General features: G+C 71.9%; 16 protein-coding genes. 12 read left to right on the top strand and 4 right to left on the bottom strand.

What is annotated here, in order from left to right; all coding sequences use genetic code 11:
* Positions 1 to 2 precede the first annotated feature (2 nt).
* From ruvC to HS045_RS23110, 8 genes are all read left to right on the top strand, one after another.
* Entirely contained in the window at positions 3 to 590 is a 588-nt protein-coding gene (gene ruvC, locus HS045_RS23145; RefSeq protein ID WP_196453812.1) for a crossover junction endodeoxyribonuclease RuvC, read from the top strand.
* Positions 587 to 1,207: a Holliday junction branch migration protein RuvA gene (gene ruvA, locus HS045_RS23140; protein ID WP_196453502.1), complete on the top strand. Its 621-nt coding sequence runs from the start codon at positions 587 to 589 to the stop codon at positions 1,205 to 1,207. Before ruvC ends, ruvA begins: the two co-directional genes overlap by 4 nt.
* A gap of 16 nt (positions 1,208 to 1,223) precedes the next feature.
* Entirely contained in the window at positions 1,224 to 2,243 is a 1,020-nt protein-coding gene (gene ruvB / locus HS045_RS23135; RefSeq protein ID WP_196453501.1) for a Holliday junction branch migration DNA helicase RuvB, read from the top strand.
* A 415-nt stretch (positions 2,244 to 2,658) separates the two neighbouring features.
* A complete protein-coding gene (gene yajC / locus HS045_RS23130; RefSeq protein WP_196453500.1) occupies positions 2,659 to 3,036 on the top strand; it encodes a preprotein translocase subunit YajC in 378 nt (125 codons plus the stop codon).
* 86 nt (positions 3,037 to 3,122) lie between these two features.
* Positions 3,123 to 4,889: a protein translocase subunit SecD gene (gene secD, locus HS045_RS23125; RefSeq protein WP_196453499.1), complete on the top strand. Its 1,767-nt coding sequence runs from the start codon at positions 3,123 to 3,125 to the stop codon at positions 4,887 to 4,889.
* Positions 4,889 to 5,923 carry a protein translocase subunit SecF gene (gene secF, locus HS045_RS23120; RefSeq protein ID WP_196453498.1) on the top strand — a complete coding sequence of 345 codons (1,035 nt, stop codon included), beginning with the start codon at positions 4,889 to 4,891 and terminating at the stop codon, positions 5,921 to 5,923. Before secD ends, secF begins: the two co-directional genes overlap by 1 nt.
* Before the next feature lie 93 nt (positions 5,924 to 6,016).
* Positions 6,017 to 6,538 carry an adenine phosphoribosyltransferase gene (locus HS045_RS23115; RefSeq protein ID WP_196453811.1) on the top strand — a complete coding sequence of 174 codons (522 nt, stop codon included), beginning with the start codon at positions 6,017 to 6,019 and terminating at the stop codon, positions 6,536 to 6,538.
* Between the two features lie 237 nt (positions 6,539 to 6,775).
* Positions 6,776 to 8,974: a bifunctional (p)ppGpp synthetase/guanosine-3',5'-bis(diphosphate) 3'-pyrophosphohydrolase gene (locus tag HS045_RS23110; RefSeq protein ID WP_196453497.1), complete on the top strand. Its 2,199-nt coding sequence runs from the start codon at positions 6,776 to 6,778 to the stop codon at positions 8,972 to 8,974.
* A gap of 203 nt (positions 8,975 to 9,177) precedes the next feature.
* Here the strand turns inward: HS045_RS23110 and HS045_RS23105 are convergent, their stop codons facing one another.
* Both HS045_RS23105 and HS045_RS23100 read right to left on the bottom strand, forming a co-directional pair.
* Positions 9,178 to 10,428 (bottom strand): DUF349 domain-containing protein, encoded by a 1,251-nt coding sequence (locus tag HS045_RS23105; RefSeq protein ID WP_196453496.1) that lies wholly within the window; start codon positions 10,426 to 10,428, stop codon positions 9,178 to 9,180.
* Positions 10,429 to 10,476: 48 nt separating this feature from the next.
* On the bottom strand, positions 10,477 to 11,319 hold the full coding sequence (locus HS045_RS23100; protein WP_196453495.1) for a peptidylprolyl isomerase: 843 nt from the start codon (positions 11,317 to 11,319) through the stop codon (positions 10,477 to 10,479).
* A 148-nt stretch (positions 11,320 to 11,467) separates the two neighbouring features.
* On the opposite strand from HS045_RS23100, the gene HS045_RS23095 reads away from it, so the two are divergent.
* From HS045_RS23095 to aspS, 3 genes are read left to right on the top strand one after another with little or no spacing between them, the layout of a single operon-like run.
* A complete protein-coding gene (locus HS045_RS23095; protein ID WP_196453810.1) occupies positions 11,468 to 12,163 on the top strand; it encodes an MBL fold metallo-hydrolase in 696 nt (231 codons plus the stop codon).
* Between the two features lie 4 nt (positions 12,164 to 12,167).
* Positions 12,168 to 13,430 (top strand): histidine--tRNA ligase, encoded by a 1,263-nt coding sequence (hisS, locus tag HS045_RS23090; protein WP_196453494.1) that lies wholly within the window; start codon positions 12,168 to 12,170, stop codon positions 13,428 to 13,430.
* Positions 13,427 to 15,184 carry an aspartate--tRNA ligase gene (gene aspS, locus HS045_RS23085; protein WP_196453493.1) on the top strand — a complete coding sequence of 586 codons (1,758 nt, stop codon included), beginning with the start codon at positions 13,427 to 13,429 and terminating at the stop codon, positions 15,182 to 15,184. Before hisS ends, aspS begins: the two co-directional genes overlap by 4 nt.
* Positions 15,185 to 15,369: 185 nt before the next feature.
* Here aspS and HS045_RS23080 read toward each other — a convergent pair whose 3' ends face one another.
* Together HS045_RS23080 and HS045_RS23075 are read right to left on the bottom strand one after the other, a co-directional pair.
* Positions 15,370 to 16,590 carry a cytochrome P450 gene (locus HS045_RS23080; protein WP_196453492.1) on the bottom strand — a complete coding sequence of 407 codons (1,221 nt, stop codon included), beginning with the start codon at positions 16,588 to 16,590 and terminating at the stop codon, positions 15,370 to 15,372.
* Between the two features lie 199 nt (positions 16,591 to 16,789).
* A complete protein-coding gene (locus HS045_RS23075) occupies positions 16,790 to 17,710 on the bottom strand; it encodes a peptidylprolyl isomerase (protein WP_230884543.1) in 921 nt (306 codons plus the stop codon).
* Between the two features lie 241 nt (positions 17,711 to 17,951).
* Between HS045_RS23075 and HS045_RS23070 the strand changes: the two genes are divergently transcribed.
* The gene (locus HS045_RS23070) at positions 17,952 to 18,413 is read left to right on the top strand and encodes a DUF2231 domain-containing protein (protein WP_196453491.1); all 462 of its coding nucleotides are present in this window, start codon (positions 17,952 to 17,954) and stop codon (positions 18,411 to 18,413) included.
* Positions 18,414 to 18,427 lie beyond the last annotated feature (14 nt).

The raw sequence follows: 18,427 nt of genomic DNA, 5'->3' as shown, positions 1-18,427 counted from the left end.
AGCTGCGGGTGATGGGGGTCGATCCGGGGCTGACCCGGTGCGGGCTCGGAGCCGTGGAGGGACGTCCCGGGGCGCCGCTGAACCTGGTGAAGGTCGGCGTCGTGCGCACGGCCGCCGACGAGGAGATCGGCGCCCGCCTGGTGGCCGTCGAGGCCGGCATCGAGCGGTGGCTCGACGAGCTGGAGCCGGACGCCGTGGCGGTGGAGCGGGTCTTCGCCCAGCACAACCTCCGGACCGTGATGGGCACGGCGCAGGCCTCGGCCGTGGCGATCCTGTGCGCCTCGCGGCGGGGCATCCCCGTGGCGCTGCACACCCCGTCGGAGGTCAAGGCCGCCATCACCGGGAGCGGTACGGCCGGCAAGCAGCAGGTCGGCGCCATGGTGACCAGGCTGCTGCGGCTCGACGCGATGCCCAAGCCCGCCGACGCCGCCGACGCCCTCGCCCTCGCCATCTGCCACGTCTGGCGGGGCGGGGCGCAGAGCCGCCTGGCCGAGGCGCTGGCCAGGGCGAAGACCGCGCCCGGCACGACCGCGGCGGCCTATTTCCGCGGCCGGGGCCGCGCCGGACAGTCGAGAGGAACCGCGAAGTGATCGCCTCGGTGCGGGGCCGGGTGGCCTCGCTCGCGCATGACAGGGCCGTGGTCGAGGTCGGCGGCGTGGGCGTGCTGGTGCACTGCACCCCGGGCACGCTCGCGACGCTGCGGGTGGGGGAGGAGGCCGCCCTGGCCACCTCGCTGGTGGTCCGCGAGGAGTCCCTGACCCTGTTCGGCTTCGCCGACGACGACGAGCGCGGCGTCTTCGAGATGCTGCAGGCCGCCAGCGGCGTCGGCCCCAAGGTGGCGCTGGCCATGCTGGCGGTGCACACGCCCAACGCGCTCCGGGTGGCCGTGGCCGCGGCCGACGTCAAGGCGCTGACCCGGGTGCCGGGCGTGGGCCCCAAGGGCGCCCAGCGGATCATCGTCGACCTCAAGGACAAGCTGGGCACCCCGGAGGAGGCGGTCAGCGCCGCGCTCAACGGCCGCGCCGCGGCGCCGGCCTGGCGGGACCAGGTCCACTCGGGGCTGATCGGGCTGGGATACTCCGCCAGGGACGCCGACGAGGCGGTCGCCGCGGTGGGCCCGCAGGCCGACGCCGAGGTGGCCGCGGGCCGCGCCCCGCAGGTCGCGGCGTTGCTGAAGGCGGCGCTGCGCGCCCTGAGCGTGCGATGAGCGAGGGTGGTCCGAGGTGAGTTCCGACCGTGATCTGGTGTCGCCCGAGGCCGAGGGCGACGAGCGGCTGATCGAGGCCGCGCTCCGGCCCAAGCGGCTGGAGGAGTTCATCGGCCAGGCGCGGGTGCGCGAGCAGCTCTCCCTGGTGCTGCACAGCGCGCTGCGCCGCGGGCGGGCCCCCGACCACGTCCTGATGAGCGGCTCGCCGGGACTCGGCAAGACGACCCTGTCGATGATCATCGCGACCGAGCTGGGGGTGCCGCTCCGCATCACCTCCGGGCCGGCGCTGGAGCGGGCGGGCGACCTGGCGGCGATCCTGTCGACGCTGTCGGAGGGCGAGGTCCTGTTCATCGACGAGATCCACCGGATGGCCCGCCCGGCGGAGGAGATGCTCTACCTGGCGATGGAGGACTTCCGGGTCGACATCGTGGTGGGCAAGGGGCCCGGCGCGACGGCGATCCCGCTGGAGATCGCGCCCTTCACCCTGGTCGGGGCCACCACCCGGGCGGGGCTGCTGCCCGCGCCGCTGCGCGACCGGTTCGGCTTCGTCGCGCACATGGACTTCTACGAGACCGCCGAGCTGGAGCAGGTGCTGCACCGCTCGTCGCGGCTGCTCGGCCTGGGGCTCCCGCAGGACGCGGCGCGTGAGATCGCCGGGCGCTCGCGGGGCACGCCCCGCATCGCCAACCGGCTGCTGCGCCGGGTACGCGACTTCGCCGAGGTCCGCGCCGAAGGGGTGATCACCCGGGAGGTCGCCGCCGCCGCGCTGAACCTCTACGAGGTCGACGCCGAAGGACTCGACCGGCTGGACCGGGCGGTGCTGGACGTCCTGCTGCGCAGGTTCGGCGGCGGTCCGGTCGGCCTGTCCACCCTGGCGGTCGCGGTGGGGGAGGAACCCGAGACGGTCGAGGTGGTCGCCGAGCCGTTCCTGGTGCGGCAGGGCCTGCTGGCCCGCACCCCCCGGGGCCGGGTGGCGACGGCCGCGGCCTGGCGCCACCTGGGGCTGGTCCCGCCGCCGGACGCGTTCGGCGCCTGAGGCGCGCGGGGAGCGGCGGACCGGGGCGGCCGTATCCCCCGCTGACGGGTCCGGCCGGTCGCCTCCGGGTCCGGTCGCGGTGGCCGCGGTCGGGCGCGGCGGGCGGAGCCGGGAGCGATCGGCCGCGGATACGGTGCCCGAGGAGGAAGAGCGGAGGGACCGGAGGCGTTGTTCTCCAGTGGCGGGGTCGCGCGCTCCCGGCGACGGGGCGGTACGGAGTCGATCACGGATCGGTGACAAGGGTCTCGAAACGGGAACTTCCCGGTGTGCCGGATCGTGACCTCGTTGCCGCGCTTCTAACAGCTCGCCTAAACTCCGTGGCTTGGCTGGCTGTGTAGGCTGACGTGCTGAGCGGCGTGGCCGTATACGGACGTCCGGCGCCAGGCCGGTCATTCTCAAGTGGAGGAACGGCCCCATGGGCGACTACTCAAGCCTCATCATGATCGCTCTGATGGTCGTGGTGTTCTACTTCCTGCTCATCCGTCCGCAGCGCAAGCGGCAGCAGGAGCAGATCCAGATGCAGAACGCCCTGACGCCGGGGACGCGGGTCATGACCACGACCGGTCTGTTCGCGACCGTCGTGGGCATCGACGCCGACGACGTGATCCTGGAGATCGCGCCCGGTGTCGAGACCCGCTGGGTCAAGGCCGCCATCGGACGCGTGCTGACCCCGGTGGACGACGCCGAGGACGTCAAGGACCTCAAGGACACCGAGGACGCCGAGGACGACGTCGCGGTGGAGACCGCCGAGCAGCAGGGTGACAGCCAGGACTCGACCCCCAAGAAGTCCTGAGCGCAGTTCACCGCCTCATCCCCTATAACCGAAAGAACTGACGACCAGTGGCCCGACCGACCAGCGGCCAGAGCAGACCGGGACGCGTGCTCCTGCTGCTTCTGGCGATCATTCTCGCCATGGGCGGGGTGATGTTCCTCAACAGGGCGTACACCCCCGAATACGGCCTCGACCTCGCCGGCGGCACGACAGTGACGCTGTCGCCCATCACCCCGAACGGCGGCGCTCCCTCCGAGGAGAGCCTGGACCTGGCCGTGAACATCATCCGCGACCGGGTGAACGGCAGCGGCATCTCCGACGCCGAGGTGGCCAGAGCCGGTGACAACATCGTCATCTCCGTTCCGGGCGCCGGCCAGGAGGAGGTCGTCAAGCTGGTCGGTACGACCGCCGAGCTGAGATTCCGCCAGGTGCTGGCGATCGCGGCCGGGTCGCCCCAGCCGCCGGGCGAGATGCCCACCCAGGCGCCGACGCCGGCTCCGTCCGGTTCGCCCGCGGCCACCGGCCAGAGCACGCCGAAGCCGTCGGTGACCGCCGAGCCGAGCCCGAGCGGCTCCCCGGCGGGACGCGGTCTGTCGGAGGCGCTGACCAACCCGAGCCCCGCCGCCACCCCCGCCGCCTCGGCCGCACCGAAGAAGGCCGAGCCGACCGGCCGGGCGACCGGCAAGGCGACCGGTTCCGCGACGGGCACGGCGAGCCCCTCCGCCGCCCCGTCGGCCGCGCCGAGCGGGAGCGCCGCTCCCGAGGACCCGCTGGCGGGCGTCGACACCACCGGGATCGACCCGGCGGTGCTCAAGCAGTTCCAGGAGCTCGACTGCTCCACGAAGGACAAGGGCCAGGGCGCCCAGGACGACCCGAACAAGCAGTTCGTCGGCTGCGACCAGGACGGCAGCGCCAAGTACATCCTGGAGAAGGCGGCCGTGACCGGCACCGCCATCGACAGCGCCACCTCGGGCGTGGAGCCGAGCACCGGCGAGTGGCTCGTCCAGCTCTCCTTCAAGGGCCAGGGACCGGACCAGTGGTCCAAGGTCACCACCACGGCCTTCAACTCCGAGGCCCCCCGCAACCAGGTCGCCATGGTCCTGGACGGCGTGGTGATCTCCGCGCCGGTCATCCAGGAGCCCATCACCGGCGGTCGCGCGCAGATCTCCGGCAGCTTCACCCAGGTGACCGCCACCGAGCTGGCCAACCAGCTCAAGTACGGCGCGCTCCCGCTGAAGTTCGAGAAGAGCTCGATCGAGGAGGTCTCCTCCACCCTCGGCGCCGACCAGCTGCGCGGCGGTCTCATCGCCGGCGCCATCGGCCTCGGCCTCGTGCTGGTCTACTCGATGATCTACTACCGCGGGCTGGGCGTCGTCTCGGTGCTCAGCCTCGTGGTCGCCTCGGTGCTGACCTACCAGTCGGTGGTGCTGCTCGGCCACTTCGCGGGCTTCCGCCTCTCGCTCCCGCACATCATCGGCCTGATCGTCTCGATCGGCATCACCGCGGACTCGTTCATCGTCTACTTCGAGCGCATCCGCGACGAGATGAAGGAGGGCCGGCGCACGCTGCGCTCGGCCGTCGAGGTCGCCTGGGTCCGCGCCCGGCGCACGATCCTGATCGCCGACGCGGTCATGTTCATCGCCGCCCTGGTGCTGTACTTCCTGGCGGTCGGCGGCGTGGCCGGGTTCGCGTTCGCGATGGGCCTGACCACCCTCATCGACATCGTCGTGGTGTTCATGTTCACCAAGCCGTTCGTCGCCCTGCTGGCGCGCCTGAAGTTCTTCGCCAAGGGCCACCCGCTCTCCGGCCTGGACGCCGAGCGCATGAGCATCGGACCGTCCGCCGGCTCCACCACCGTTCCGCAGGAGGCATGATGGCCGGCCTCGTAAGCCGTCTGTACCGGGGCGAGACCAACGTCGACTTCGTCGGCAAGCAGAAGCTCTGGTACGGCCTGTCCGCCTTCCTGCTGGTCGTCTCCTTCGCAGGCCTGCTGGTCAACGGCCTGAACCTGGGCGTGGAGTTCAGGGGCGGGTCGGTGTTCTCCTTCAAGGCGCCGGCGGCGAACATCGAACAGGTCCGCGGCACCTTCAGCGACGCCGGGGCCCACCAGGTCATCGTGCAGCAGACCAACAACGGCTGGCGGGTCACCACCGAGAGCCTGCCCGCCGCCAAGGTGACCGAGGTCCAGAAGGCCGCCGCCGAGGACTTCGGCCTCCGGCAGAACGAGGTCACCCTCCAGGTGATCGGCGCCTCCTGGGGCGGCCAGGTCGCCGACAAGGCGGTCGTCGGCCTGATCGTCTTCATGCTGGCGATCATCCTGTACCTGACGATGGCCTTCGAGTGGAAGATGGCGCTGGCCGCCATCGTGGCGCTGCTCCACGACCTGGTGATCACCGCGGGCGTCTACGCGTGGTCCGGTTTCGAGGTCACCCCGGCGACCCTGCTGGGCTTCCTGACGATCCTCGGCTACTCGCTGTACGACGCGGTCGTCGTGTTCGACATGATCAAGGAGGTCACCGCCAAGCTCGGCACGACCTCGAAGGTCACCTACACCCAGGCCGCCAACGACGCGCTGAACCACACGCTGATCCGCTCGCTGAACACCACCCTGGTGGCGATCCTGCCGGTGGCGGCGATCCTGTTCATCGGCACCACGCTGTTCGGCGCGGGCACGCTGAAGGACCTGTCGCTGGCACTGTTCGTCGGCATGATCGTCGGCACCTACTCCTCGCTGTGCGTGGCGACGCCGCTGCTGGTGACGCTGAAGGAGCGCGAGCCGCGCTACCAGGCGATCGCCCGCAGGCTCGCCGCCACGGGCGGGGCCGGCGCCAAGGCCGGACGCCAGCCGGTGGCCGCCGGCGCGGCCAACGGCGCCGGGCCCGCCGGCGACAAGCGCAGGAAGAAGTAGACCCGTACGCGACCGCGCCTCCGCCCCCCGATCCGCGGGGGGCGGAGGCGTTTTCTCCCCGTCCTCGCCAGAGGCGCCTCTCCCGCAAGGTGGATCATGAGTGACCTGAGCCGGTTGATCCTGGACCGGATCCGCGACGTGCCCGACTACCCGCAGCCGGGGGTGGTGTTCAAGGACATCACCCCGCTGCTCGCCGACCCCGGGGCGTTCGCCGCGGTGACGGACGAGCTGGCGGGGCTGCACGAGGTGGACAAGATCGTCGGAATCGAGGCGCGGGGGTTCATCCTGGGCGCCCCCGCGGCGTACAAGGCCCGTGCCGGGTTCGTCCCGGTGCGCAAGAAGGGCAAGCTGCCCTCCGAGACCTTCGAGGCGTCCTACGATCTGGAGTACGGCTCCGCGGTCGTCGAGGTTCACCGGGACGCGTTCGCCCCCGGCGACCGGGTCCTGATCGTCGACGACGTGCTGGCCACGGGGGGCACGGCGCGCGCGACGGTGGAGCTGGTCCGCAGGACGGGGGCCGAGGTCGTGGCCGTCGCCGTGCTGATGGAACTGGCCTTCCTCAAGGGCCGCGAGCGGCTCGACGGGGTGGCACTCCACCCCCTCGTGGTCGTCTGATCCACCCCACCCGGGGAAGTACCCGTGCAGGTCTGGATACACTGAGGGATCTGGACTCGAACGCGAGGAGTCTGAGTGCCCCGTGATGTGGTCGTGCCCGACGTGACCGCCGGCGAAGGCGGTTCCGAGATGGCCGTCCCGGCAGTCGACGCCGGTTCCGCCATGTCCGGAGCCACCGAGGAGAAACCGGCGGTGCGGCGGAGGCTCGCCCGCTTTGGGGGGCAATGGGGTGGCGCCATGAACCCGGTTCTTGAGCCGCTGTTCCGCACGGTCCGCGCGACCCATCCGAAGGCGGACCTGCGGCTGATCGAGCGCGCCTACGACGTGGCGGCCTACCACCACCGCGATCAGAAGCGCAAGAGCGGTGATCCGTACATCACCCACCCGCTGGCCGTGGCGACGATCCTGGCCGAGCTGGGCACCGACGACGAGACGCTCTGCGCGGCGCTGCTGCACGACACCGTCGAGGACACCGCCTACGGCCTGGACGAGCTGCGGGCCGACTTCGGCGACAACATCGCGCTGCTGGTCGACGGCGTGACCAAGCTCGACAAGGTCAAGTTCGGCGACGCCGCCCAGGCCGAGACCGTGCGCAAGATGGTCGTCGCGATGTCCCGCGACATCCGGGTGCTGATCATCAAGCTCGCCGACCGGCTGCACAACATGCGCACCATGCGCTACCTGCCGGAGCACAAGCGGCAGCAGAAGTCCCGCGAGACGCTGGAGATCTTCGCGCCGCTCGCCCACCGGCTGGGGATGAACACGATCAAGTGGGAGCTGGAGGACCTCGCGTTCGCCATGCTCTACCCCAAGCGCTACGACGAGATCGCCCGGATGGTCTCGGAGCGGGCCCCGCGCAGGGACCTGTTCCTGCAGGAGGTCATCGAGAAGGTCTTCGCCGACCTGCGGGAGGCGAAGATCCGCGCGGTGGTCAAGGGCCGGCCCAAGCACTACTACTCGGTCTACCAGAAGATGATCGCGCGCGACGTCGCGTTCGACGACATCTACGACCTGGTCGGCATCCGGGTGCTGGTGGACACGGTCCGCGACTGCTACGCCGCCCTCGGAACGATCCACGCGCGGTGGAACCCGGTGCCGGGCCGGTTCAAGGACTACATCGCGATGCCCAAGTTCAACATGTACCAGTCGCTGCACACCACGGTGATCGGTCCCGAGGGCAAGCCGGTGGAGCTGCAGATCCGCACCCACGCCATGCACCACCGCTCCGAGTACGGCGTCGCCGCGCACTGGAAGTACAAGGAGGAGATGAACTCCTCCGGGCCGGCGGGCACGAAGCTGAAGAGCGCCGGCGACATGGCCTGGCTCCGCCAGCTCCTGGACTGGCAGAAGGAGACCGCCGACCCGGGCGAGTTCCTGGAGTCGCTCCGCTTCGACCTGTCGGTCTCCGAGGTCTACGTCTTCACCCCCCGGGGCCAGGTCATGGCCCTGCCGGAGGGCGCGACCCCGGTCGACTTCGCCTACGCCGTGCACACCGAGGTCGGCCACCGCTGCGTCGGCGCCCGGGTCAACGGCCGCCTGGTGCCGCTGGAGTCCCGGCTGAGCAACGGCGACACCGTCGAGATCTTCACCTCCAAGTCGCCCGACGCGGGCCCGTCCCGCGACTGGCTGAAGTTCGTCAAGTCCGGCCGGGCCCGCAACAAGATCCGTCAGTGGTTCTCCAAGGAGCGCCGCGAGACCGCGATCGAGGCGGGCAAGGAGGCCATCGGCCGCGCCATGCGCAAGCAGGGGCTGCCGCTGCAGCGCCTGATGTCCGGAGAGTCCCTGCTGACGCTCGCCAGGGAGCTGCGCTACCCGGACGTCTCCTCGCTGTACGCGGCCGTCGGAGAGGGCCACACGGCCGCCCAGACGGTCGTGCAGAAGCTGGTGCAGTCCATCGGGGGCGTGGAGGGCGCCGAGGAGGACATCGCCGAGACGGCGGTCCCGACGAAGCTGCGCGGCCGTCCCCGCGCGGGCGGCGGCGGCGCGGGCGTGGTGGTCGCCGGCGACTCCGACGTCTGGGTACGGCTCTCGCGCTGCTGCACCCCGGTCCCCGGCGACGAGATCGTCGGCTTCGTCACCCGCGGGCACGGCGTGTCGGTGCACCGCAGCAACTGCCCCAACGTGGAGCAGCTCCGCTCCGAGCCCGACCGCCTGGTGCAGGTCGCCTGGTCGCCCGGGGACGACTCGGTCTTCCTCGTCGCCATCCAGGTGGAGGCCCTGGACCGTCCCCGCCTGCTGTCGGACGTCACGCGGACCCTGTCCGACCAGCACGTGAACATCCTGTCGGCGTCGGTGACGACCTCCCGCGACCGGGTCGCGATCAGCAAGTTCACCTTCGAGATGGGCGACCCCAAGCACCTGGGCCACGTCCTGAAGGCCGTCCGCAACATCCAGGGCGTCTACGACGTCTACCGGGTGAGCGGCGCCGGGTCCTGACGGACGGCGCCCGCCGGCGACGGAGGCGGTCGGAGCCCCCGCCCCGGACGGAAACCCGTTCCGAGCCCGCCGAGGGTCCGGACGGGGGATGGTCCCGAGCCCGCCGAGACTCCAGGAAGGTCCGGACAGGGGGCCGCCCCGGCCGGAAGACGGACCGGGGACGCGTCCTGCGGCAGGACGCGTCCCCGGTCGGGTTCAGCCGGTCAGGAGAACTCGGCGAGCGTGCGCTCGGCCTCCTCCAGCCAGGAGCGGCGGGCGGCCAGCGCCTCCTCGGCGTCCTTGACGTCCTTGTCCTTGCCGGCGGCGGAGGCCTTGGCCCGGCGGGCCTCCAACTGCTCGATGGACTTGCGGAGCTGGTCCACCGTGGTCTGGGCGCGGGCGCGGGCCTCGGGGTTGGAGCGCTTCCACTCCGCCTCCTCGGCCTTGCGGACCGCGTCGTCGACCTTGCGCAGCCCGCCCTCCAGCCGGTCGCGCTGCTCGCGCGGGACGGGGCCGGCCTCCTCCCAGCGCTCCAGGATGCCGCGCAGGACGGCCCGGGCGGCGCGGGCGTCGGTGACCGGGAGGATCCGCTCGGCCTCGGCCAGGAGCTGCTCCTTGACCTCGGCGTTGGCCGCGAACGAGGCGTCCCGCTCGGCGAAGACCGCGGAGCGGGCGTGGAAGAACTGGTCCTGGGCGGCCTTGAACCGGTTCCAGAGCTCGTCCTCGACCTCGCGGGAGGCCCGGCCGGCCGTCTTCCACTGCCGCATCAGCTCACGGTAGGCCGACGCGGTGGGACCCCAGTCGGTGGAGGAGGCCAGGGCCTCGGCCTCGGCGACGATCCGCTCCTTGGCGGAGCGGATGCCCTCGCGCTGCTCGTCCAGGCCGGCGAAGTAGACCTTGCGGCGCTTGGCGAAGGCGGTGCGGGCGGCCGACAGGCGCTTCCACAGCGCCGCCTCGGTGACCCGGTCGATCCGCTCGGCGGCCTTCCACTCCTCCACCAGCTGGCGCAGGCGCTCGCCGCCCGTCTTCCAGTGGGTGGTGGACTCCGCCACGCTCTCGGCCTCGGCGACGATCCGCTCCTTGACGGCCTTGGCCTCGGCACGGGCCACCTCGCGGGCGGCCTTGACCTCCTCGCGGCGCTGCCCCACCAGTTCGGTGAGGGCGTCGAGCCGCTTGAGCAGCGCGTCCAGATCGCCGACGGCGTGGGCGCCGGTGATGGACTCGCGGAGCTTGGCGACCGTCGCCTCGGCCTGGGCGGGGGGCAGGTCGGTGCCGCGGACCCGCTGCTCCAGCAGGGTGACCTGCCCGGCCAGCTCGTCGAACTTGCGGCGGAAGTAGGCGAGCGCCTCCTCCGGTTCGCCGGCCTGCCAGGACCCGACGGCCCGCTCTCCCTCAGCCGTACGCACGTAGACGGTGCCGTCGTCGTCTACCCGGCCCCACGGGTCGGTGCTCACCGTGTCCTCCCGCACTTTCATCAGCCCTCCCAGGACCGTCGGTCCCGGATTCTGTTTGGTTGTATTACGTCAGCTCTTGGATGACATTGTCACGTCTTTGATCTCAACGGTTTCCTTCGGGGCTCCGGTGCCGTCCTCTCCCGGAGCGATGACACCGCCCTTGTTGACCTTGTCGACGATCTCCAGACCCTTGGTAACCGTACCGAACGGCGTGTAGTTCGGCCCCAGCCCGGCGTCGCCGAAGACGATGAAGAACTGGCTGCCGTTGGTGTCGGGACCGCTGTTGGCCATGGCCACCACGCCGCGGGTGTACTTGGCGCCGGTGAGGTTCTCGTCCACGAAACGGTATCCGGGGCCGCCCTTGCCGTCGGCGGCGCCCTTGCCGTCGGCCTTGGCCAGCGGGTCGCCGCACTGCAGGACCGGGAACCGCTCGGAGCCCAGCCGGTGGCACTTGGTCCCGTCGAAGTAGCCCTTCTCCGCCAGGAAGGCGAAGGAGCCGACCGTGCAGGGGGTCTTGGCGGCGTCCAGCTCGATGACGATGTCGCCCCGGTTGGTCTTCAGGGTCATCGCCTTGGGGGAGGTGTCCACCTTGGCCGGGGGCGTGCCGACGTCCTTGACCGCGCCGCCGGAGGAGGCGACGTAGCCGCAGGTGCCGGTGGCCGGGTCGAAGGCCGTCGGCTCGGCCGCGGCCGAGCTCGCCGACGCGGAGGGCTCCGGACTCGCCGAAGTGACCGGGTCCTCGCCTCCGAGCAGCACGGTCGCGGCGACGACGGCGCCCACGACCACCACGGTGGCCACGCTGCTTCCGATGATCGTCATGCGCTTGGCCCTGGCCTCGCGCTCCGCCCGTCGCTGCAGCTGCCGCTCGTAGTGCTCGCGAGCCAGTTGCTTCTGGCGGTCCTTGCCGCTCACCGCTTCGCCCTCCCGGGTGCCGGAGTGTTCAGATATCGAGGTGGGCGAATCGTATCGGCCGGAGGGTCATGATTCGCAGCCCGCAGACCCTCACCGGTACCCTTCGGTTACATTCCCATCCGCATTCTTGACGAGACAGCTGAGGCAGATGCTCATCGCCGGCTTTCCCGCAGGGTCGTTCCAGACCAACTGCTACGTCGTCGCTCCCGCCGCCGGCGAGGAGTGCGTCATCGTCGATCCGGGGCAGAACGCCGTCGGCGACCTGGACGACGTGCTGCGCGAGCATCGGCTCAAGCCGGTCGCCGTGCTGGTCACGCACGGTCACCTCGACCACATGTGGTCGGTCGCCCCGGTCTGCGGTGCCCGGGACGTGCCGGCGTGGATCCATCCCGAGGACCGCGAGCTGCTCTCCGATCCGGGCAAGGGACTGTCGCTGATGACGCGGCAGCAGCTGTTCGGCGGGCTGACCTTCACGGAGCCGGACGACGTGCGCGAGCTCGCCGACGGCGAGGTGCTCCGCCTGGCCGGCCTGGAGCTCACCGTCGACCACACGCCGGGCCATACCAGGGGGTCGGTGACGTTCAGGCTGCCCCGCACGGACGAGATCCCGGACGTGATGTTCTCGGGCGACCTGCTGTTCGCCGGCTCCATCGGCCGCACCGACCTCCCGGGCGGTGACTACCCGACCATCCTGCGCAGCCTGGCGGCCACGTGCCTGCCGCTGCCGGACGACACGGCGGTCCTGCCCGGCCACGGACCACAGACCACGATCGGCACCGAGCGCGCCACCAACCCGTATCTCGCGGAGGCCGCCCCGTTCGCCGGTCCCACCAGGGGAATCTGACACCATGAGCTTCCAGGCGCCCAAGGGCACCTTCGACTGGCTGCCACCGCGTTCCGAGCGGGTCCTCGCCGTGCGCGAGGCGCTCGTCGCCCCGGTCCGCCGCGCGGGCTACGGCTACATCGAGACGCCGACCTTCGAGGACACCGCGCTGTTCGTCCGCGGCGTCGGGGAGTCGACCGACGTCGTCTCCAAGGAGATGTACACCTTCACCGACAAGGGCGGGCGCTCCATCACGCTGCGCCCGGAGGGCACCGCGCCGGTCGTGCGGGCCGTCCTCCAGCACGGCCTGCACAACGGGCAGCTCCCGGTCAAGCTCTGGTACTCCGGGAGCCAGTTCCGCTACGAGCGCGCGCAGAAGGGCCGCTACCGGCACTTCTCGCAGGTCGGCGCCGAGGCCCTCGGGGCCGAGGACCCGGCGCTGGACGCCGAGCTGATCCTGCTGGCCGCCGACGGCTTCGCCGCCCTGGGCCTGACCGGGGTGCGGCTGCTGCTCAACACGCTGGGCTGCAAGGAGTGCCGCCCCGCCTACCGCGCCGCGCTCCAGGAGTTCCTGCGCGCCCTCGACCTGGACGAGCCCACCCGGGCCCGGATCGAGATCAACCCGCTGCGCGTGCTGGACGACAAGCGGCCCGAGGTGCAGGCGCGGCTCGCCGGCGCGCCGCTGGTCGTCGACCACCTGTGCGAGGCGTGCAAGGCCTACCACGAGGAGGTCCGCGCGCTGCTGACCGCCGCCGGCCTGGCCTACGCCGACGACCCGCGGCTGGTGCGCGGTCTCGACTACTACACGCGCACCACCTTCGAGTTCGTCCACGACGGCCTGGGCTCGCAGTCCGCGGTCGGCGGCGGCGGCCGCTACGACGGGCTGAGCGAGATGATCGGCGGCCCGGCGCTGCCGAGCGTCGGCTGGGCCCTCGGTGTGGACCGGACGATCCTGGCCATGGAGGCCGAGGGGCTGCTGGAGGAGGACACGGCGCACCGGCGGGTACAGGTGTACGGTGTGCCGCTGGGGGAGGAGGCCCGCCGCCGGATGTTCCGGCTCGTCACCGAGCTGCGCCGGGCGGGCCTGGCCGCCGACCTGTCGTTCGGGGGCAAGGGCGTCAAGGGGGCCATGAAGGGCGCCGACCGCTCCGGGGCGCGCTACGCGCTGATCCTGGGCGACCGCGACCTGGAGGCGCAGGCCGTACAGCTGAAGGACCTGACCACCGCAGAGCAGACCGAGGTGCCGTTGGCCGAGGTCGTCGACATCCTGAAGGGGAAGTTTTCGTGATTCGCACGCACACCGCGGGATCCCTGCGTCAGCAGCACGCGGGGGAGCAGGTGACGCTGGCCGGATGGGTGGCGCGCCGCCGTGACCACGGCGGTGTGGTCTTCATCGACCTGCGGGACGCCTCGGGCTCGGCACAGGTGGTCTTCCGCGAGGAGGACGACGCGCACGGCCTGCGTGCCGAGTACTGCGTGAAGGTGGTCGGGGAGGTGCGGGTCCGGCCCGCCGGCAACGAGAACCCCGACCTGCCGACCGGCGCGATCGAGGTCGTCGCCTCCGAGGTGGAGGTGCTCAGCGAGTCCGCGCCGCTGCCGTTCCCCATCGAGGGCAATGCGGGCGTCTCCGAGGAGGCGCGGCTGAAGTACCGCTACCTCGACATCCGCCGCCAGCAGGTCGCCCAGGCCATGCGGATCCGCTCCAAGGCCACCTACCTGGCCAACGAGGTGATGAACGAGCACGGGTTCGTCTACGTCGAGACCCCGACGCTCACCCGCTCCACGCCCGAGGGCGCCCGCGACTTCCTGGTCCCGGTCCGCCTGCAGCCCGGCAGCTGGTACGCCCTGCCGCAGTCGCCGCAGCTGTTCAAGCAGCTCCTGCAGGTCGCCGGCCTGGAGCGCTACTACCAGCTCGCCAAGTGCTACCGCGACGAGGACCTGCGCGCCGACCGGCAGCCGGAGTTCACCCAGATCGACATCGAGATGTCCTTCGTGGACCAGGACGACGTCATCGCCCTGGGCGAGGCGCTGATCGGCCGCATCTGGAAGGAGACGATCGGCTACGAGCTGCCGGTGCCGCTGCCCCGGATGACCTACGCCGAGGCCATGGCCCGCTACGGCTCGGACAAGCCGGACCTGCGGTTCGGCTGCGAACTGGTCGAGATGACGGAGTTCTTCGCCGGGACGTCCTTCCGCGTCTTCCAGGCGCCGTACGTCGGCGCCGTGGTGATGCCGGGCGGCGCCTCCCAGACCCGCAAGGAGCTGGACGGCTGGCAGGAGTGGGCCAAGTCGCGCGGGGCCCGGGGCCTGGCCTACGTGCTGATCGGCGAGGACGGCACGCTCGGCGGCCCGGTCGCCAAGAACCTGTCGGAGACCGAGACCGCGGGGCTGGCCGCCGAGGTCGGCGCCAAGCCGGGCGACGCGGTCTTCTTCGCGGCCGGCAAGCCCGCCGACTCCCGCGACCTGCTCGGCGCGGCCCGCCTGGAGATCGGCCGCCGCTGCGGCCTGATCGACGAGTCGGCGTGGAACTTCCTGTGGGTCGTCGACGCGCCCATGTTCGAGCCCGTCTACGACGACGTCGGCCGCCAGTCCGGCTGGACCGCGGTGCACCACCCGTTCACCGGTCCCAAGCCCGAATGGGCCGACACCTTCCAGGACAACCCGGGCGAGGCCCTGGCCTACGCCTACGACATGGTCTGCAACGGCATGGAGATCGGCGGCGGCTCGATCCGGATCCACCGCGCCGAGATGCAGCAGCGCGTCTTCGACGTGCTCGGCATCTCCAAGCAGGAGGCCGAGAGCAAGTTCGGCTTCCTGCTGGAGGCGTTCAAGTACGGCCCGCCGCCGCACGGCGGCATCGCCTACGGCTGGGACCGGGTCTGCATGCTGCTGGCGGGCGGCGACTCGATCCGCGACGTCATCGCCTTCCCGAAGACGGCCTCCGGCTTCGACCCGCTGACCGGCGCGCCCACCCCGATCACGGGTGAGCAGCGCAAGGAGGCGGGCGTCGACGCCACGCCCAAGGCGGCGGCCGAGGCCTGATCCCGGCAGGCCGCCGGAGCCCCGGCAGGCCGCCGGAGCCCCGGCGGGCGGACACCGCCGGGGCTCCGGCACGTCAGGGGGCCGCTCCCGGACGCGGCTCCTGCGGCCGGGTGGACCGCTCCGCCGTGGCCGGTCCGGTCCGGCGGAGCGGCCCGCCCGTCGGCGGGCGGACCGGGCCGGCGCCCTCAGAACCGGACGGGCAGCGCCCGCAGGCCCCGGATGAGCGAGCCGTCGTGGCGCCAGGCCACCTCCTCGGGCGGACAGGCGAGCCTGATGCCGGGCAGACGGCGCAGCAGCGTCTCGAAGGCGATCCGCGCCTCCAGCCGGGCCAGCGGGGCGCCCAGGCAGAAATGGACGCCGTGGCCGAAGGCGAGGTGGTGGGTGCCGGTGCGGGCGACGTCCAGCGTGTCGGGGTCGTCGAACGCCGCCGGGTCGCGGCCCGCCGCGCCGAGCGAGACGTGCACCACGCTGCCCCTGGGCACGGGAACGCCGGCGATCTCCATGTCCTCGGTGGCGAAGCGGAACGTGGCCCGCTCCACCGGCCCCTCGTAGCGGAGGAACTCCTCGACCGCGCCCGGCAGCAGTTCGGGCCGCTCCCGCAGGAGCGCGAGCTGGTCGGGACGGGTCAGCAGGGCGAACACGCCGTTGCCGATGAGGTTGACGGTGGTCTCGTGCCCGGCGATGAGCAGCAGGGTGAGCGTGGCGAGCAGTTCCTGCTCGCTCAGCAGCCCGTCCTCGTCGCGGGCGGTGACCAGCGCGCTGATCATGTCGTCCCGGGGCTCCCGCCGCCGCTCGTCGATCAACCGGGCGAAGTAGGCGCGGACCGCGGTGTTCACCGCGTCGCGCCGTCGGGCCGCCTCCTCGGTGAAGGCGGGCGTGATCAGGCTGGCCGACCACTCGCGGAAGTCGGCCCGGTCGGCGGCGGGCACGCCCAGCAGCTCGCAGATCACGGTGATCGGCAGGGGGAAGGCGAAGGCGTCGAGGAGGTCGGCCTCGCCCGCGGCCTCCATCGCGTCGACCAGGCGGTCGGCGATCTCCTGGATCCGGGGGGCCAGGTCCGCGGTCCGCCGCGCGGTGAAGGCCCCGGCGACCAGGCGGCGCAGGCGGGTGTGGTCCGGCGGGTCGCTGTTGAGCATGTTCCTGGCGAGGGCCGGGTTGCCCCGAGCGACGGCGTCCTGGAAGAAACCGGGCGCGTGGTCGAGGCCCTTGGCCAGCCGGGGATCGGTCAGCGCCCGGCGGGCGTGCTCGTGGTCGATCACCACGAAGGCGCGCATCCCGCGCGGGAAGTCGATCGGGTGGACGGGCGACCGGCCGCGCAGCCCGCCGTACGCGGTGTACGGATCGCGTCCGAACTCCGGGCTGAGCACGAACTCGAACGGCAGTCTCTCCGGCGTCGGCTCCGGCATCGGCGCTCCTCGGTCACGGTTCGGACGTCCCCCTCCCAGCGTGGACGAGGGAGGGGGGAGGAGCGGCCCGATGTGACGGGGATCACAGGTCCGGGCGGCCGGTGCCGAGGGGCCGCGTCCGCCGGAGGAACGCGGACGCCCCGGCGGGAGGACTCCAGGCGCCGGGGCGTCGCGCGGACGGACTGTCGCGCGGACGGGCTCAGGAGAGCGTGACGTCCTTGACGAGCACCGGGATCTTGGGGGCGTGCGAGCCGCCGTCTCCGGTGACGTCGGCCTCGTTGGTGATCCACCCGCCGGCCACGATCTTGTCGATGATCTCCATGCCCTTGGAGACGGTGCCGAACGGCGTGTAGGCCGGGCCGGAGTCCAGCTGGGCGGTCTCGTCGCTGTAGGAGATCCAGAACTGGCTGCCGTTCTGGTTGGACGCGTCGGAGGCCTGGGCCAGGGCGACGGTGCCCCTGCCGTAGGACAGGCCGCCCAGGTTCTCGTCGTTGAAGACGTAACCCGAGCTGCCCTGGCCGTCGGTGGAGTTCTTGCCGTCGGCCTTGGCCTGCGGGTCGCCGCACTGCAGCAGGCCCAGGCCGGAGTTCTCCGGGGTGGCCAGCCGGTGGCACTTGGTGCCGTCGTAGAAGTTCTTCTTGGCCAGGAACGCCAGCGAGTTGACGGTGCAGGGCGTCGCCGCGGTCTTCAGGTCGATCACGATGTCACCGTGGTTGGTGGTGATCGTCATCGTCTTCAGCTTCAGGTTCGGCTTCTTGGGCGGGTACCCGACGAACTTGGTCGGGCTGCCGGTGGTGTCCTTGCGGTACTCGCAGGTGGTGGCGGACGGCTTCGCCGAGGCGGTGAGGTCGGGCGCAGCCGGGGCGGAGGCGCTCGCCGACGGGACCGGCGTCTGGGCGGCCACCGGCTTCTCGCCGTCGCCCCCTCCCATCAGGACCGAGGCGGCGATCACGCCTCCGGCCACGACCACCACCGCGGCGCCGGCTCCGATGAAGGTGTTCCGCTTGGCCTTGCCCGCCTGCTCGGCCCGCCGGGCCTGACGCTCCTTGTGCTCCCGCGCCAGCTGGCTCTGGCGGTCTTCGCCGCTCACCGCTATGTCCTCCAGGATCACCGTCTGCATGACTGTTGACTCCGCGAAAGCGTACCGGCCCCGGAGTGTGGTGGATGTAAGCGGCGTAAGGCGCAGGATGGGGCAGGAGGGAAGAGCCCGGAGAACTTTACGCGTTCCAGATCCCCTCCGTGATGGGATTCCGCTCTGGCGACGACCCTGCCGGCCGCCCTGCCAACCCGTTCTGCCGGCCGCCCCGCCAACCCGCCCCGCCCACCGCACTGCCAGCCGTGCGCACGACCGGAGTCACCTCATGTTCGACGAGATCCTGGGCCTGCCGGCCCACCCCCTGATCATCCACGCGACCGTGGTGCTGACACCGCTGCTGGCGGTGGCGGCGGCCGTCTACGCCCTGGCCCCGCGCACGCGCCCCGCCCTGGGCTGGGCGGTCCTCGGGCTCGCCGTGGCCGCTCCCCCCGCGGCCTTCGCGGCCAAGGAGAGCGGCGCCGAGCTGAGGAGCGGCCGGTTCTCCTCCGCCGGGGGGCGGCTGGGCGAGCGCATCGCCGAGCACGCGGAGTTCGGCACGCCGCTGGTACTGGCCGTCCTCGCCCTCGGGCTGGCCGCACTGGGCATGCTGCACGTCCTGCGCGCCGCCCGGTACGGCCGGCCGGTGGAGATCGCCGTCTCCGGCCTCACCGTGCTCCTGGCGGCGGTGGCGGTCTACTACACGGTCCGCGCCGGGCACAGCGGGGCCGCGGCCGTCTGGGGAGGCTGATCCCCCGCGGCGGC

This window comes from Planomonospora sp. ID82291, from assembly GCF_015711645.1.
Classification (GTDB): Bacteria; Actinomycetota; Actinomycetes; order Streptosporangiales; family Streptosporangiaceae; genus Planomonospora.
Note: the sequence above shows the minus strand (reverse complement) of the source record. Positions and strands in the feature narration are given on the sequence as shown.

Bases quoted from the DNA above. Each gene is read 5' to 3' on its own strand.
- HS045_RS23080 (WP_196453492.1), bottom strand. From the start codon at position 16,590: ATGCCGGAGCCGACGCCGGAGAGACTGCCGTTCGAGTTCGTGCTCAGC.
- HS045_RS23070 (WP_196453491.1), top strand. From the start codon at position 17,952: ATGTTCGACGAGATCCTGGGCCTGCCGGCCCACCCCCTGATCATCCAC.
- HS045_RS23110 (WP_196453497.1), top strand. From the start codon at position 6,776: ATGAACCCGGTTCTTGAGCCGCTGTTCCGCACGGTCCGCGCGACCCAT.
- HS045_RS23105 (WP_196453496.1), bottom strand. From the start codon at position 10,428: ATGAAAGTGCGGGAGGACACGGTGAGCACCGACCCGTGGGGCCGGGTA.
- HS045_RS23095 (WP_196453810.1), top strand. From the start codon at position 11,468: ATGCTCATCGCCGGCTTTCCCGCAGGGTCGTTCCAGACCAACTGCTAC.
- yajC (WP_196453500.1), top strand. From the start codon at position 2,659: ATGGGCGACTACTCAAGCCTCATCATGATCGCTCTGATGGTCGTGGTG.
- HS045_RS23075 (WP_230884543.1), bottom strand. From the start codon at position 17,710: ATGCAGACGGTGATCCTGGAGGACATAGCGGTGAGCGGCGAAGACCGC.
- hisS (WP_196453494.1), top strand. From the start codon at position 12,168: ATGAGCTTCCAGGCGCCCAAGGGCACCTTCGACTGGCTGCCACCGCGT.
- secF (WP_196453498.1), top strand. From the start codon at position 4,889: ATGGCCGGCCTCGTAAGCCGTCTGTACCGGGGCGAGACCAACGTCGAC.